The sequence below is a fragment of the Methanohalobium sp. genome (genome assembly GCF_046546175.1).
Lineage (GTDB): Archaea > Halobacteriota > Methanosarcinia > Methanosarcinales > Methanosarcinaceae > Methanohalobium.
In genome coordinates, this window is the sequence record NZ_JBKGYF010000016.1 from 14436 (window position 1) to 29684 (window position 15249).

Genomic DNA, 15249 nt, shown 5'->3' on the forward strand with positions numbered 1-15249 from the left:
AGTAGTTTTCAAAAAAGGTTCAAATGAGGTGCTGCGTTCATGGAAAAAGGTACTACAATGGATAGGAAAAAGACAAGGTATAGAGGTATTGCAAAACAGCAGATAAGGGAAGATGTTCAGGAAAAAATCAATAAATGCAAAGATAAAGAAACAAATCCGGAACAATAATTAGAGATGTATTTTTATCTACAACCTTATTTTAAGATTTGATTTCGATATCTTTATCAAACACATAATTCAGTTCTGACTGCAATTTCCCAATTAGGTTATCCTTTCTCTGTTCCAGCTCTTCAAGATGTTTCCTTTCGCTGTCAAGCTCGTTCTGGGTAGACTCCAATGTGCTTTGATAACCGGATATCTGTTTTTCCAGCTGGGATTTTTCTTTATAAACAGTTAGTTCATTTAATTTCCCCTCAAGTTCTTCTAACTGAGACAAATATGATTTCCTCCTTCCAACAAGGGAAGAAAACGCATCAGACTCAAGCAGGTAATTGATTTGTTCAAGGGTATTGTTCATCTTCCTCTGTTTGAGACCAAGTGACCCATCTTCAACACGTTTTTTCGTATCAGTTAGAAACGAAACAACACGATTTTCAGCCAACAGATGAACCTCGTTATTGTTTATTTTTTCAACTATCTCTCTGGTTTCGGAGGAGAGGGTATGTCTGCCGCTTTTGTCCTGTTTCTCCATCCTGAACATGGCTTTGGATAAGGGTGCAAATAAATCCTTCAACTCAGAATCAATATTTGATATTTCAGCATTCAGATTCTGGATTTCACCCTCCAGTTCCCCAGCTTTCAGATAATTTTCACTTTCTTTCAGAGTTTCAAGGCGGGATTTTGCGTCTGAAAGATTAATGTTTGTTGATTCGTATTTATCTTCAAGGTCCCGAATTGATTTGTTTTTATCCTCTATCTCCTGATGTAACTGATTAGCCTCTTCAATTTTATCAGGTAGATTTTTGTATACATCCAGTTTGTCCTTAACCTTGCTAATCCTATCCCTGAGTTCAGAAAGAGATGTATTTATCCCAGAGAGGTCACTTGAAAGATTTTTAAAGATTTCAGGTAATATCGGTTTGATATATTGCTGACTTCTGATACTGTTATCCACGCAGGTATTCAGAGTTGACATTGCATCCAAACAAAACTGATACGCTGCCAAAGGATCAGTATCTTGAGGTATTGCTATTTTGTCCAGTATAATATTAAGATTTTTCACAAAGTTTTCTTTGTTGGATTGGACTGCCCTTGGAACTCCCTGATTTTTTATTTCAGCGTTTTCCAGTTTTTCCTTATCCTTCCTAAGGTTATCAAGGGATGCCTCAATTTCAGTGTATTTCTGCTTTATATAGGGTTTCAGTTCACTGAATGATTCACTTGGTTCGGATTTTACCCATTCAGGCAGGTCATCCAGACTCAATGTGATTTTTTCCGGTCTTTCCTGTATCTCATTTCCCTTTTCCTTCATCCCGAACAATTTTTTTAAAAACTTCAATTTTATCACTGCTGCATTCATTTAAAAAGAATATATCAGATATCAAAAAAGGAAAGATTGGAACAAATGGATAATACTTTCCCCCTGATACCTTACGTTATTTTGCTTCAATCTTTCCATACGGATTGTTTTCATAGTACCCTGCAAAATCGGATTGAGATTGATTGATTGCATCGGATTTGGATTCTGAACTAAATAACAACCTAGAAGTGCTTGGTTTGTTCATATAAACAACATCCGGTTCACCTTTAATATCTCCTAGTTCTGCTGCAAGATTTATAGACTCATAAAGGTTTCCAAACTTATCTACCAATCCAAGTTCTTTTGCTCTTATTCCGGTATAGATTCGTCCATCTGATATGCCTTCAACAATACTACGGTTCAAATCACGTTCACCTGATACATGGTCAACAAAATTGCTGTATATCTCCTGCACAACTTCATTGGCATATTCTTCCTCATCTTCTGTTAAACCTCTCCACGGAGCACCCATATCCTTGAATTCACCCGACTTGATAACCTCATGCTCAATTCCTTCATCATTATAAAATTCGGACTTGTTCTGGAATGTCCAGACAACTCCGATACTTCCGGTCATTGTCGATGGGTTTGCCATTATAACATCTGCAGGTGCCGAGATATAATAAGCAGCACTGGTTGCCACATCGCCCATGGACACTACAACAGGTATTCCCTTATCCTTTGCCCTTTCAATTTCTCTGGATATTTCCTCTGCAGCAGACGGAGAACCACCAGGACTGTTTATTCGAAGGACAATAGATTTTACATCGTTTCTGTTTGTGGCTTTTCTAATACTGCTAGATACGTCCTCAGAAGTGGCATACTCGATACCCCCCGGGATACTACCTGTGATAATCGTTCCCTGAACATGTATCACTGCAACCTTGTCATTCGTTGAGTACAGGTCACCATCAAAGGTATAGGCAATCACTGCAAAGCTTGCACCAATAACAGTAATCAATAAGAGAAATATCGCCAAATACTGACGTTTTCGCCCTTTTGTTCTGGTGTATGTTTTCTTATCCAAATCTGCACCAGAGGTATACACAGTTTTTTCATCCACTGAACCTGATTCCTGGGTATAGTGGATACAATTTGAAGTATCTGACCCATAATTAAAAAAGGTGCTTGAATCATCAAAACGGGATATATTTTCAGGTTCATTTTCATTTTGACCCTGTAAACTGCGGTATTTATCGCCGGAATTCATTTAATGCCTCTTATATTGTTTACAATATAATTGACGTAAGATTAAAAACCTTCCCTTCAAAACATTATTTCATTTGTTGCAAGCGAAATATATTTTATAGTTGTATCTCATTCGATATAAATCAATAAATTAATAATTCACGGGAGAAAATATGTCAAAATTTCCAACCGATAAACCTGTACTAGTTACCTGTGGACTGCCCTATGCCAACGGTAAAGCGCACATAGGACATCTGCGTACATACATACCTGCTGATATCTATGTAAGAGCCCTGAAAAAACATGGACAGGATGTAACCTTTGTATGTGGTTCGGATACTCACGGTACACCAATTGTATTCAATGCTGAGGAATACAACACCACACCTGAAGAACTTATTAAAACATATCACAAACACTTCGATGATATATTCAAATCAATGAATATTTATTTTGATGCCTTTGGAACCACAGATGATGCCACCAATCACAATCGTACCCATGCGATTGTAAACAAACTTATTAAGAATGAATACGTCTACTCAAAAACTATTGAAATCGCCTATTGTCCGGTATGTGACCGACACCTTCCTGATAGGTATGTTAAGGGTAGATGCCCTCACTGTGGAGAAGTAGCCAGAGGAGATGAATGCGATCAGGGTTGTGGTAAACACCTTGAACCCGGTGAACTTGAAAAACCTGTTTGCACTCTCTGTGGAGATTGTGCCGAATATAAAGAACAGGAACACTACTTTTTCAAACTCTCCCAGTTCCAGAATTTCCTCCAGAACTATCTGAAAAACCTTGAAGGTACATCAAATGCAAGGAATTATGCCATGGGATGGGTGAAAAAAGGTCTTGACGACTGGTGTATCACAAGGAACCTGGAGTGGGGAGTGAAATTCCCTGGACGTGATGATCTGGTTGTTTATGTCTGGGTGGATGCTCCAATCGGATATATTTCCTTTACAGAAGAGTGGGCAAACGCCAACAATGAAAACTGGGAAAAAATCTGGAAAGGGGATTCCCGGATTGTTCATTTTATCGGTGGTGACATAATCTACCACCACTGCATTTTCTGGCCTTCCATGCTGAAAGGTGCAGAATACACCCAGCCGTGGTCAGTTGTTGCTTCAGGAATGCTCAAGATTGAAAACAAGACGTTCTCCAAAAGCAGAGGATATGTTGTCTGGGTTGAAGAGGATTATCTGAACCAGGGATTCCATCCAGACATGCTGAGATATTATCTTGCTACCTATACATCCCATACCAAGGAACTGAATTTCTCCTGGCCGTTCTTCCAGGAAAAAATCAATTCCGAACTTGTCGGAGTTTTCGGTAATTTTCTGTACAGGTCGCTGCTGTTTGCCTACAAGAACTTTGGACATATACCCGAAGATGACATCGAATCCGAGGTTCTGGATAATATCCGGTATACAATCGATGAGTACAAAGAAGCAATGGAGAATTATGAGTTTAAAAAAGCCATTGATACTGCACTTTCCCTTGCATCCTATGGAAACACCTATTTCCAGTCCAATGAGCCCTGGAGATTGATTAAAGAAGATAAAGACGAATGCGGTAGAGTAATTGCTAATTGCATCCAGATTGCCAAGGCTCTTGTTATCCTGTTTGAACCTGTGCTTCCTGAAAAAATGGAAGATGCATGGGGACAGATTGGCATGACTCGTGACGTTCATACAGCCAGATACTGTGACGCCACAAAGCTCGTTGAGGGGAACACTAAATTGCCAAAACCCAGCATTTTGTTCAAGAAAATTGAAGATGAAAAAATCGAGAAAATGGAAAAAATTTCATCTGACAGGGTTAAAAAAGCCCAAGAAAAAGAAAGGAAAAAAGGACTTAGAGAAGATAAAATGGAAACCAAAGAAAACATAAGTTTTGATGATTTTTCAAAAATGGATATCAGAGTTGGGAAAATTGTCAATGCAGAAAAGGTGGAAAAATCCAATAAATTACTGCGTCTGGAAGTCGACCTTGGCGAAGATGATCCAAGACAGGTGGTTGCCGGGATTGCAAAAACCCACGAACCATCAGCAATTATCGGGTCTCAAGTAGTTGTCCTTGCAAATATGGAACCTGCCAAACTATGTGGTGTGGAATCCAGGGGGATGATTCTTGCAGGGGAAGATAACGGTGCAGTGTTATTAACACCGGAAAAAAAGGTAGTACCCGGAACAAAAATAGGCTAAAGTTAAGTCAAAGGGAGATTATTCCCTTTCCCTTACAAATTTAAACTTAACCTTTTTTTTCCATCATCAGTTCCAGATAGGATTTTCTTATGGATTCTTCTCTACCAATACCCAGTTTGTTCAGGAATTCAAAAATACGTTTGCTCTTTTGCTCGATTTCTGATTCTGATTCTGATTCTGCTCCCAATTCAACCTCAATAAATTCACCGAGTTTTTCAACCGAATCAAGAGCTATAACAAAATCATCCAGTTTATAAACATCCCTTTCTTTTTCAACAACTCCGTATTCTCTGAACCCAAGCGATAACAAAATATTGCGCATGCTTTCAGGGTCTACAGGTGTTTCGAATTCTTCACGGGTTTTGGATATACTGTCTTTCTTTTTACCCTTGTAGGTAAGGAACGCTTTTCCGTCCCTTGAGCGTATTCTGAGTGCCTCATCCGTATGAGCAAAATCTCGATGAGGAGCATTATAATAGCTGTCAAAATGGTGCTCGGATTCAACAAATCGAGCACCCTGTTCTTCGAGCAAATTCCTTGTGTAATCAAGGTATGTATGTGCCTTTACTTCTACTTCAATCATTTTTATCAGGGGCAAATTTGGTTCCGTAGTATATCATACCTTTGTCTCCGCTCTCACCAAGTTTTCTGAAAACCGGTTTTACCCGCATCCCGATATACATTTCTTCGGGTTCTGCTACTATCTGAGTTGTGAGACTTGCTCCTTCATCCAGTTTGACTATAGCGAGAGGATAGGGTGTCTGGTTTTCAAAACCTTCTGCAGCACTGTGAATTATCGTATAGGTCACAACTTCTCCGACACCTTTGAATCTATGCGGTTGCAGTTGTCCTTCACGCCTGCAGGTCGGACACATGGACCTTGGTGGATAGAAATATTCATCACAATTGTTACAGTGGGTACCTTCCAGATTGTACCTGTTAATCTGATTTCTCCAGAATCTTACAACAGACATTGATATCACCTTTTATTCGATAGTATGTGTACAACTGCAGTTGCACCTGACCCTCCGACATTATGGGTCAATCCGATTTCAGCCCCTTCTATCTGCCGTTTACCTGCATTACCTCTTAGCTGATGGACGATTTCTACTACCTGTTTAATACCAGTGGCTCCCACAGGGTGACCGCAGGATTTCAAACCGCCCGAGGTATTGATTGGTATTTGACCATCGATTGTTGTATTACCATCTTCTGTGAATTTTCCACCTTCACCTTTAGTTACAAATCCAAGGTCTTCGATGGCACATATTTCTGCTATGGTAAAGCAATCATGAACTTCTGCAACATCTATATCCTCGGGTTTCAAATTTGCCATCTTATAGGCTCTTTTACCCGCAGCAACAGTTGCATCCAAAGTAGTAATATCCCGCCGGTCATGGAGCGCAATTGTATCACTTGCCTGTGCGCTTGCTTTTATATATATAGGGTTATCTGTGTATTCATGAGCAACATCAGCAGGTGCCAGGATTAGTGCAGCCGCTCCATCTGTTATTGGTGAACAATCGAAGATATGCAGTGGGTCTGCTACCATGATGGAATTCAACACATCATCCCTGCTGATTTTCCTCTGGTACTGGGATATAGGATTCATGGAGCCATTTAGATGATTTTTTACAGCAACTTCTGCCAGCTGTTTACTTGTAGTACCGTATTTGTGGATATGCATTCTGGCAATCATCGCATATAATCCTGGGAATGTGGCACCCATAATACCTTCCCACTCCCGGTCTGATGCGGCTGCCAGTGCAGTAGATGCTGCTGCTGAGTTCACATCTGTCATTTTTTCAACACCAGCTGCTACCACAAAATCCTGATACCCTGATGCCACTGCCATCACTCCCTGCCGAAGAGCAAGTCCACCGGATGCACAGGCTGCCTCTACCCTTGTGGATGGGACATGCAAGTTTCTTGAAAGACCGGAATAATCAGCAATCAATGCCCCGATATGTTCCTGATCCACAAATTGTCCGCCACTCATGTTTCCTACATACAGACCGTCTATTTCCTCTCCGCTGATTCCTGCATCCTTAATAGCCCCTACACCGGCTTCAACAAAGATATCTCTGAACGAATAATCCCACAGTTCTCCAAATTTTGTACTTTTTATACCAATAATCGCAACATCTCTCATACTTATACCCTCATTTTACAATCACGAACGTTTTAGTTTGCCTTTGTGTTTTGAATACTTTGCATAATCTATGTATACTGGATTTTTCAGCTGGTTCCAGACCTTTGGAGAATATTTCTGGAATTCTTCCATTCTGTCTGTGACCCTTATACTGAAAGCATCTGCACCTGCACCTGAACCAAATGCTGTAGCAAAAATTCTGTCTCCCGGTTTTGCCTGATCAAGGGTAGCTGCTATTCCCATCATACAGGAACCTGAGTATATATTACCGAGTTTGGTTATCACCATACCGAGCTCTATTTTTTCTTTGCTGAATCCCAGCATTTTCGATACTCTTGTAGGGAACTTACCATTTGGCTGGTGGAATACTGCATAATCATAATCTTTAGGGCCTGTACCCAGTTTTTCCATGAGACCTTTTGCAGCACCTGTCACGTGTTTGAAATAACCGGGTTCACCTGTAAAACGACCGCCATGCTGTGGGAATTCGCTTCCTTCACGCCTCCAAAAATCAGGTGTATCTGTTGTAAAGGAATAGGTATCTTCAATGATTGCTATGGATTCTGATTCCTTACTACCCATGATAAAAGCAACTCCTCCAGCTGCTGCTGTGTATTCCAGTGCATCACCGGGCGCTCCCTGGGATACGTCCGCACCTATTCCCATTCCCAGGTCAATCATACCGGATGATGTCAGACCCATACAGCTCTGGACTGTAGCAGTTCCTGCTTTACAAGCAAATTCAAAATCAGCTGCTGTCATTACAGGTGTGGCACTGATGGCTTCTGCTACTATGGTACTTGTAGGTTTGACAGCATATGGGTGACTTTCCGAACCTGTATACACTGCACCGATACGAACAGGATCTATATTTCCGTTTGCAATTGCAGCCCTGGCAGCCTCCACAGCAATTGTTGCTGCATCTTCATCAAGGTCTGGTACTGATTTTTCAGATACCATTAATCCAGACTTCAGGGTATCTGCATCATCTCCCCAGACACGCGCTATATCTTCAACTTTTATTCTATATCTTGGTATATAGGAACCATACGAGACAATGCCTACACTCATTTTTTCACCTGTTTAATTATATTAATAGCAATTATTCGATTATATGATACTGGCTGTACTTTTTCAATGAATCCACCAGTTCGTCAAGGTCCATTGTAGTTGCAAGAAGCGGAATCCTGTCAATTTCAGCCATTTTTCTTGCAAGTGGGTCTACTTCGCTGTTACGTAGTCCATGAATTACAACTGCACCGGGTTTTAGATTAGTAACTTTAATGGCTACCATTGGAGATTTACCTGTGGATACTTTGGTAAATATCATCGCACGTTCTGTACTCCATCCGTATAGTTTCTGGAATTCGTGAGATGATAGTTCAAGGATAGCTTTTTTGCTATCAATCACCGTAAAACCGTAGAGTGGTTTTTCTACTCCTTTATTGATAACATCAGCATCTATGGATTTTACCAGCTTTGCAAGTTGCATTGGGTAGGTATATTCATATGTTGCATAAACCGCTTTTGATGATGTTTCTGTGTACAGCATCCCTTCATAAGCATGAATTTTTTGACCGCCTCTTTCAGCATCGATATTTAAAAGCGCTTCAACGATTTTGCTCACAATAAGCGTACCTGGTGATTTCCTTCGACCACTTTCATAATCACTAATCACAGAAGGTGATACACCAAGATAGTTGGAGAGTTCGGTCTGTGCTACTTCAAAATTCAATCGCCACTTCTTCAACGCCTCTCCTGGCTTTTCTGACAGTGTGATTTCACCAGCCATCTTTTCGGACAATCTCTGGCGGACATTTTCATGGGATACGTTTTTGACCATTATTTACTCTTAAGAATCATTTGCCTGTATATATATTTAACGAACTTGAGTTCGTTGATTGCCGACTAGATGCGTTTTTATTAAATCATAATTATTTATACACCTGAAACAAAATATTGGTATATGTCCTCTCAAAACCGAATGTTTGTAAATGTATCCAAGTTTATATTATATTCCCGGTGTCAAGGCAGGTATATTTCGCAAACCACGGATATGAACTGATTCCTGAAATAACATCATCCTATATTGAAAAACTGTTGATTAAAGAGCTGAGAATTGCATATCCTGAAGTTGTAAAGTATACGTCAAAAGACGATGGTATTTCTGGATTGCTGGAATCTGAATTTTTTGATGCGGCTGAAAATTTTGAAGACATCTACGCAAATAAACTTACAAATGCATCATCTGAATCTGTAGAAAATACCAGATCAACTGTCTACAATCATCTCGGAACTATCGCTTCCAATCTGAATTTAGCGATTTCTTATTATGAGAAAGATGATTTACTTGAACACATCACACCTTTTAAAACCGAACCAATCTTAAATTCTGATAAACTGAAACTAAGCGGCAGTCCTGATATACTTGGACTGGTCAATGAGACACCTGTAAAGACTATAATAAAAACCGGTAAATATCCAGATAATGGTGTCTGGAACACCAACCGATTACATATTTCAGCCCTTACAATCCTTGCAGAAAAAGAATATGGATGTACAGTTGATTCAGGTTTTGTCCTTTATGCAAGATACGTTGTGATAAGAAAGGTTAAAATCAGGACAAACGACCGTCGTCAGATTTTCAAAATATTAAACCGGGTTAAAAGGATAAAAAGAGGAGTAATGCCTGATAAAAAGGAAAGCCAGCTCTGCAATCACTGCAATTTTTCAAAAATGTGCAGTAATACAAATATAAGAGATTCACTGGCATCAAAATTCTTTTGATTTAGCCATGTTCCGTCCACAATTTATTTAAGCATTATATTATACTGCTCATCATATGTCCAAACCACTATATCTTGGCAAATTAATGCTCTACTGGTGTGGGTCATGTAATACGCCGGTTCTTGGAGAAGAATGCAGTTGTAGTTCAAATACTGAAAAACTGGAAATTACACCCCCGGGAGACATCAGACCTGCCTTTGAATACGACATCGACCTTATTAATTCAATTGCAGAGAAACAATTCAATGCCCCCCTTGTTTCTTCTGGAAAAGTGGTATTATTGAACAAAATTCCGTCTGAAGACCGGATGGAAGAAATCGTTATCGACGGTGAAGTAATTGGAAACATACGATATGAGATAGAAGATTTGAAATGGAAGCTGCTTCTAAAAATCAGCGGTGCGCGTAGGCTTTTCCAGTACAAACAGACCGATAAATCCGATATGAAAAGCTGGGTTATTATTGATGAGAGTGCAGTAAAACCGATTGCTAACAGTGCAAATGCACTGGCACCAGGAATTATAGACGCCGACTCAGATATCCATAAAGGGGATGAAGTTGTTGTTCTCACCCCGGAAGGTAAAGTGGTCGCTACCGGCCGTGCAAAAATGAGTGGTTCTGAAATGGTTGAATCATCCAGGGGAGAATCCGTAAAAACACGCTGGTGCGATTTACCAACTTCTGATGAATCCTCAGATTCCTCGAATTACGGTGATGTACAAAACTGGAATGATGTTCTGGAAGCTAATAAACATATCATGGATAAGTACATAGAGCGTGCACATAATTTCATTAAAAATGTTTCATCTTCCTACAACCTACCTGTAAGTGTTTCATATTCAGGTGGTAAGGACAGTCTTGCTGTACTCCAACTTGTGAATGAATGTCAGGATAATTTTACCATTATGTTTGCAGATACAGGACTTGAATTTCCAGAAACTGTTGAAAATACGTATCTTGTCGCCCATAAATACAACCATGAACTGAAAACTGAAAGTGCCGGCAACGCTTTCTGGGATTCGATTGATGATTTCGGACCACCAAGTATTGAAGCTCGCTGGTGCTGTAAAATCTGTAAACTGGGACCTATTACAAAGTTGATAGAAAACAATTTTGAAAACGGATGTCTTACATTTATAGGACAGCGAAAATATGAATCCGGTACCCGATCAAAAAGTAAGAGTGTCTGGAGGAATCCCTGGGTAAATAACCAAATTGCTGCATCCCCTATTCAGAACTGGACTGCTCTGCATGTATGGTTGTATATATTCAGGGCCTGTGCACCCTATAACCCCCTGTATGAGAAGGGATTTGACAGAATCGGATGTTGGCTGTGCCCCTCTGCTTCACTTGCAGATTTTGAGCGTTTGAAATATACACATCCTGAAATGGAGAAACATCTGAAAGATTACCTGCAAGACTATGCCAGACGTATGGGATTATCAAGTGACTGGGTAAAATACGGTCTCTGGAGATGGAAAAAACTTCCTCCCAACATTGCAAAAATGGCTGAACGTAAGGGTATTGATACCGTTCCAAAATCCAATTTAAAAAGTCAAAACAAACTGACCTTCACCATGACATCAGGATACAATCCCTGTAAATCAGGTGGTATAATTGCTGAAGGAAGCTTTGGAACATCTATCAATACGGAACTCATTAAAAACATGGGACTGCTTCTTCCAGTAGGCAGGGTTTCCTACATGGATGGTGCAGTTTCAATATTTAATAATAAGGACAGTGTCCATGTTTTCGCATCCGGAAACATAACATCCAGAGGTAAAAACCAGAAAAGGTCCAAAAAATTGATGCTAAAAGCCGAACTTTCGGTTAGAAGAGCTCTCAAATGCACAGGATGCGGTGTATGTGTTGGTCACTGTCCAAATAATGCGATAAAAATCAAAAATAATACTGCTGTTATCGGAGAAAATTGTACGCACTGCAGTGCATGTATTAGGGTATGTCCAGTGGTTAAATACAAAGATATAACAGTATAAATACCCAAAAATATATTTATGAGTATTATTATAAATTTATCTTGATTAAATGTCAGAAAATAAAAATATTGATGAGCTGCAAAAGAAAATCAAATCCTGTATCCGGTCAAAAGACCCTGACACTTGTGTGAATGAAGCCATACAATTTGTAAGTAAAAATGGTATAGATGGCATTGATTTGCTGGAATTATCCATCCTAGAAAGGATAAATGAAAATTATGAAACCGCTTATGTATATGCCCTTGCAGCAACTCAGTGTCTGGATGAGAATGAAAAAGCACAGTCATATCATAACGCTGCCCTTATAGAAGTTACATTCGGAGACCAAAACAAAGCTGAAGATTACTTCAGAAAGGCTCTTGAGTTAAGTCCTGAATATCTGAGAGCTCATTACAATTATGCAAATTTACTGGATAATCAGGGCAGAACAGATGAAGCTAAAAAACATTATGAAGAAGCAAAATCATTGGAAGCAAAAATATAAGGTTAGTAGCTCGTTCTAATGTTAATAGGTTTTTTGGCTTCATTTAAAAAATTACCTAATCAAATATTAACCAGAAACTTTATACATTATACTCACTTCTGATTTACGGTGATTTTTTGGTAAAGAGAGCATTGCTCAGCGTTTCAGATAAGGATGGTATAGTAGAATTTGCGCATGAGCTTTCAAAATTTGGTGTAGAAATAATTTCCACAGGCGGTACAGCAAGAATATTACGGGACAACGGGATAGAAGTTACAGATGTTTCCGAGATAACCAATTTTCCTGAAATGATGGAAGGCAGGATAAAAACCCTGCACCCTATGATCCATGGTGGAGTGTTATGTCTTCGAGAAAACTCTACTCACCTAGAAGAAGCCGAAATGGCAAATATCAAACTTATAGACATGGTTGTTGTCAATCTCTATCCATTCGAAATAACGGTTTCAAAGGATGGAGTCAACCTTGAAGAGGCAATTGAATATATCGACATCGGTGGACCGACATTACTGCGTTCAGCTGCAAAAAATTATCAATCAGTTACAGTTATCAGTGACCCGGATGATTATGGAACAGTTTTGAAAGAATTGCGTTCAAGTGGTATTATATCAGATAAAACCAAAAAACATATGGCTGTTAAAGCATTCAGACATACTGCAAACTATGACAGTGCAATCGATACATATCTTAGCAAAACATTGCTTGATGAAGAGGTCATCAGATTAAACTTTACCGATGGACGCAAACTTAGGTATGGAGAAAATTGGCATCAAGATGCGACCTTTTATAAAGAACCGAATGTTACAGGTCCATCTCTTGCTAATACCAAACAACTGCATGGTAAAGCTCTTTCCTATAACAATTATGTTGATGCGGACAATGCATTACAGACATTAAGACAATTAGGAGGTGAAAAACCGGCAGTTTCTATTGTCAAACACAATAATCCGTGTGGATTGGCTACAGGGGATAATCTTACTGATGCTCTTAAAGCTGCCTGGGACGGAGACCCGATATCTGCCTTTGGTAGTATTATCTGTACAAACACCACGTTTGATCTGGAAACCGCCCAATTTCTGAAGGGTAAATTTATTGAACTTATAATGGCTCCGAATTATGAACCAGATGCTCTTGAATATCTGAAAAATAAAAGCAAAAAACTGCGGCTACTTAAACTTCCAAAATTTAACGAAGATTCTAATATTGATTACACCTATAAATATATCAGCGGCGGTCTGCTGAAACAATCAAAAGATATCGGTGTTTATGAAAAATGGGATTGTGTGACAGAAACCCAGTTCCCTGAAAACAAAAAACCTCTTGGAGATTTCTGTATAAACGCCTGTAAAAGTACCAAATCCAATGCTGTAACCCTTGCCTATGAGTACAAGGATGGATGTTATATGATGCTTGCAATGGGAGCAGGACAGCCAAACCGTGTTGATTCTATCCGTAAACTCGCTGCTACAAAAGCACATGAAAATCTGCAGGTCATTTATGATCGCGAAAACCCGGATATGGATTTTGATGAGTACTGTAAAGAAATTATGTCTAATTGTGTCATGGCATCTGATGCGTTCTTCCCGTTTGATGACAGTGTTATCCATGCCCATGAAAACAATATTAAGTATATATTATCACCAGGCGGGTCAATAAGAGACAATGAAGTAATAGATACAGCAAATAAACTGGGAGTGTCACTGGTATTTACCGGTATGAGACACTTTTTGCATTAAGTTTATTAATTCTTACTGAATGACCAATCTTTATATATAACCTTATATATAAAATGATTAATATCACATTAAATATTTAAAAAAACCAGCAGGTTGGTAATTTGAAGTCCAGTGGATTATTGAGTGTTCTAACCTTTTCTGAAAAACGAAAAGATTTACTTTTTTTACTACTTGAGGAACCCAAATCCTTGTCAGAAATTAAAAATTATTTTGGTGTGACATCCCCTGAAATATCTCCGCGTATTAAAGAGATGGAAGAAGCCAATTTAATTCGTAAAGGTAACAAAAAGTACCATATCACATCAATAGGAAAAATTGCAACAAAATATCTGCAGCCATTACTGGATTATCTCAATGTAATTGAAAAGCATGAAGATTTCTGGAAAGAACACACATTAGAAGATATACCTGAAGATTTCTTGGAAAGATTAAGCGACCTAGGAAACTGCGAGCTACTTGAGGACACATCTGAACATATCTACGAATCCCATAAAGAATTTACAGAAAATATCTCCAAATCTACAGTTGTAAAAGGAATTTCATCAATATTTATCCCCACATATCCACCTTTTTTTGAAAAGCTTGCAAAAAACAATGTTCCTACAACATTAATATTGACAGAACCCGTATATGAAAAAGTAAAAAACGAACATAGAAAAGAAATCCAGACGTATCTGAATTCTGATAATACCAGTCTTTATGTAATGGATGATGTTAAATTAGCTTTTGTTGTAACCGATTATTTCTTCTCCCTTTCCCTGTATTTTGAAAACGGCAGATTTGACCCCCATAAAGACCTGCTTGGGTTTGACGAATCCGCCTTAAAATGGGGAGATGACCTTTTTAATTACTACAAAACCCAAGCTAGGGAAGTAAAATCCCTGTAAGAGCTCGCAGGCTGACAATCGATGTAGATTCACCATCTATCATGAACAACCGCTTGAACCGCCTAATCCTTGATTCATTTTCTGTTGATGTTGAAAAATCCGTTATGTATAAAATACCTATTATGAAACTATATAGCAAAATTACTGGTTCAAAAGCAATATAACCCAATACAACAGCAATTAACAGTAGAGCATGGGATACGATCTGTATGCCCAGTAAAAGATTTCTGGCATTTTTCTTCCCAAGTGCCAAAGGGAGGGTTTTGATTCCTGCTATTGCATCTCCTTTC

The 15249-nt window shown here is 39.0% G+C and carries 14 protein-coding genes and 1 pseudogene; 7 read left to right on the plus strand and 8 right to left on the minus strand.

Annotation, left to right across the window (positions count from 1 at the left end):
* Positions 1-39 precede the first annotated feature (39 nt).
* Positions 40-168, plus strand: a complete 129-nt coding sequence (locus tag ACLFMM_RS03260) for a hypothetical protein (RefSeq protein WP_410807283.1) — start codon at positions 40-42, stop codon at positions 166-168.
* Positions 169-199: 31 nt separating this feature from the next.
* Here the strand turns inward: ACLFMM_RS03260 and ACLFMM_RS03265 are convergent, their stop codons facing one another.
* Positions 200-1519, minus strand: a complete 1320-nt coding sequence (locus ACLFMM_RS03265; protein ID WP_410807284.1) for a hypothetical protein — start codon at positions 1517-1519, stop codon at positions 200-202.
* Between the two features lie 76 nt (positions 1520-1595).
* Positions 1596-2729: a signal peptide peptidase SppA gene (gene sppA / locus ACLFMM_RS03270; protein WP_410807285.1), complete on the minus strand. Its 1134-nt coding sequence runs from the start codon at positions 2727-2729 to the stop codon at positions 1596-1598.
* A gap of 151 nt (positions 2730-2880) precedes the next feature.
* Between sppA and metG the strand changes: the two genes are divergently transcribed.
* Entirely contained in the window at positions 2881-4920 is a 2040-nt protein-coding gene (metG, locus tag ACLFMM_RS03275; RefSeq protein WP_410807286.1) for a methionine--tRNA ligase, read from the plus strand.
* A gap of 46 nt (positions 4921-4966) precedes the next feature.
* Here metG and cyaB read toward each other — a convergent pair whose 3' ends face one another.
* The 5 genes from cyaB to ACLFMM_RS03300 are packed head-to-tail and all read right to left on the minus strand — an operon-like array spanning position 4967 to position 8915.
* The gene (gene cyaB, locus ACLFMM_RS03280; RefSeq protein ID WP_410807287.1) at positions 4967-5503 is read right to left on the minus strand and encodes a class IV adenylate cyclase; all 537 of its coding nucleotides are present in this window, start codon (positions 5501-5503) and stop codon (positions 4967-4969) included.
* Positions 5496-5894, minus strand: coding sequence for a Zn-ribbon domain-containing OB-fold protein (locus ACLFMM_RS03285; protein WP_410807288.1), 399 nt, complete (start codon positions 5892-5894; stop codon positions 5496-5498). Before ACLFMM_RS03285 ends, cyaB begins: the two co-directional genes overlap by 8 nt.
* A gap of 5 nt (positions 5895-5899) precedes the next feature.
* Complete coding sequence (locus ACLFMM_RS03290) at positions 5900-7072, minus strand: thiolase domain-containing protein (RefSeq protein WP_410807289.1); 1173 nt, start codon at positions 7070-7072, stop codon at positions 5900-5902.
* Positions 7073-7093: 21 nt separating this feature from the next.
* Positions 7094-8143, minus strand: a complete 1050-nt coding sequence (locus tag ACLFMM_RS03295) for a hydroxymethylglutaryl-CoA synthase (RefSeq protein WP_410807290.1) — start codon at positions 8141-8143, stop codon at positions 7094-7096.
* A gap of 31 nt (positions 8144-8174) precedes the next feature.
* On the minus strand, positions 8175-8915 hold the full coding sequence (locus ACLFMM_RS03300) for a helix-turn-helix domain-containing protein (RefSeq protein WP_410807291.1): 741 nt from the start codon (positions 8913-8915) through the stop codon (positions 8175-8177).
* Positions 8916-9094: 179 nt separating this feature from the next.
* Between ACLFMM_RS03300 and ACLFMM_RS03305 the strand changes: the two genes are divergently transcribed.
* The 5 genes from ACLFMM_RS03305 to ACLFMM_RS03325 all read left to right on the plus strand — a co-directional run bounded on the left by ACLFMM_RS03305 (position 9095) and on the right by ACLFMM_RS03325 (position 14959).
* The gene (locus ACLFMM_RS03305) at positions 9095-9859 is read left to right on the plus strand and encodes a Dna2/Cas4 domain-containing protein (RefSeq protein ID WP_410807292.1); all 765 of its coding nucleotides are present in this window, start codon (positions 9095-9097) and stop codon (positions 9857-9859) included.
* 55 nt (positions 9860-9914) lie between these two features.
* The gene (locus tag ACLFMM_RS03310) at positions 9915-11855 is read left to right on the plus strand and encodes a phosphoadenosine phosphosulfate reductase family protein (protein ID WP_410807293.1); all 1941 of its coding nucleotides are present in this window, start codon (positions 9915-9917) and stop codon (positions 11853-11855) included.
* A gap of 49 nt (positions 11856-11904) precedes the next feature.
* Complete coding sequence (locus tag ACLFMM_RS03315) at positions 11905-12339, plus strand: tetratricopeptide repeat protein (RefSeq protein ID WP_410807294.1); 435 nt, start codon at positions 11905-11907, stop codon at positions 12337-12339.
* 116 nt (positions 12340-12455) lie between these two features.
* The gene (purH, locus tag ACLFMM_RS03320) at positions 12456-14072 is read left to right on the plus strand and encodes a bifunctional phosphoribosylaminoimidazolecarboxamide formyltransferase/IMP cyclohydrolase (RefSeq protein ID WP_410807295.1); all 1617 of its coding nucleotides are present in this window, start codon (positions 12456-12458) and stop codon (positions 14070-14072) included.
* Positions 14073-14173: 101 nt separating this feature from the next.
* Positions 14174-14959, plus strand: a complete 786-nt coding sequence (locus ACLFMM_RS03325) for a helix-turn-helix transcriptional regulator (RefSeq protein WP_410807296.1) — start codon at positions 14174-14176, stop codon at positions 14957-14959.
* Here the strand turns inward: ACLFMM_RS03325 and ACLFMM_RS03330 are convergent.
* Positions 14937-15249 (minus strand): annotated as a pseudogene (locus tag ACLFMM_RS03330) (prenyltransferase); the annotation flags it as partial. The gene ACLFMM_RS03325 and the pseudogene ACLFMM_RS03330 overlap by 23 nt on opposite strands.

Coding starts and splice junctions, on each gene's coding strand:
- metG (WP_410807286.1), top strand. CDS start 2,881: ATGTCAAAATTTCCAACCGATAAACCTGTACTAGTTACCTGTGGACTG.
- ACLFMM_RS03265 (WP_410807284.1), bottom strand. CDS start 1,519: ATGAATGCAGCAGTGATAAAATTGAAGTTTTTAAAAAAATTGTTCGGG.
- ACLFMM_RS03260 (WP_410807283.1), top strand. CDS start 40: ATGGAAAAAGGTACTACAATGGATAGGAAAAAGACAAGGTATAGAGGT.
- ACLFMM_RS03295 (WP_410807290.1), bottom strand. CDS start 8,143: ATGAGTGTAGGCATTGTCTCGTATGGTTCCTATATACCAAGATATAGA.
- ACLFMM_RS03310 (WP_410807293.1), top strand. CDS start 9,915: ATGTCCAAACCACTATATCTTGGCAAATTAATGCTCTACTGGTGTGGG.
- cyaB (WP_410807287.1), bottom strand. CDS start 5,503: ATGATTGAAGTAGAAGTAAAGGCACATACATACCTTGATTACACAAGG.
- ACLFMM_RS03285 (WP_410807288.1), bottom strand. CDS start 5,894: ATGTCTGTTGTAAGATTCTGGAGAAATCAGATTAACAGGTACAATCTG.
- ACLFMM_RS03315 (WP_410807294.1), top strand. CDS start 11,905: ATGTCAGAAAATAAAAATATTGATGAGCTGCAAAAGAAAATCAAATCC.
- ACLFMM_RS03290 (WP_410807289.1), bottom strand. CDS start 7,072: ATGAGAGATGTTGCGATTATTGGTATAAAAAGTACAAAATTTGGAGAA.
- sppA (WP_410807285.1), bottom strand. CDS start 2,729: ATGAATTCCGGCGATAAATACCGCAGTTTACAGGGTCAAAATGAAAAT.
- ACLFMM_RS03300 (WP_410807291.1), bottom strand. CDS start 8,915: ATGGTCAAAAACGTATCCCATGAAAATGTCCGCCAGAGATTGTCCGAA.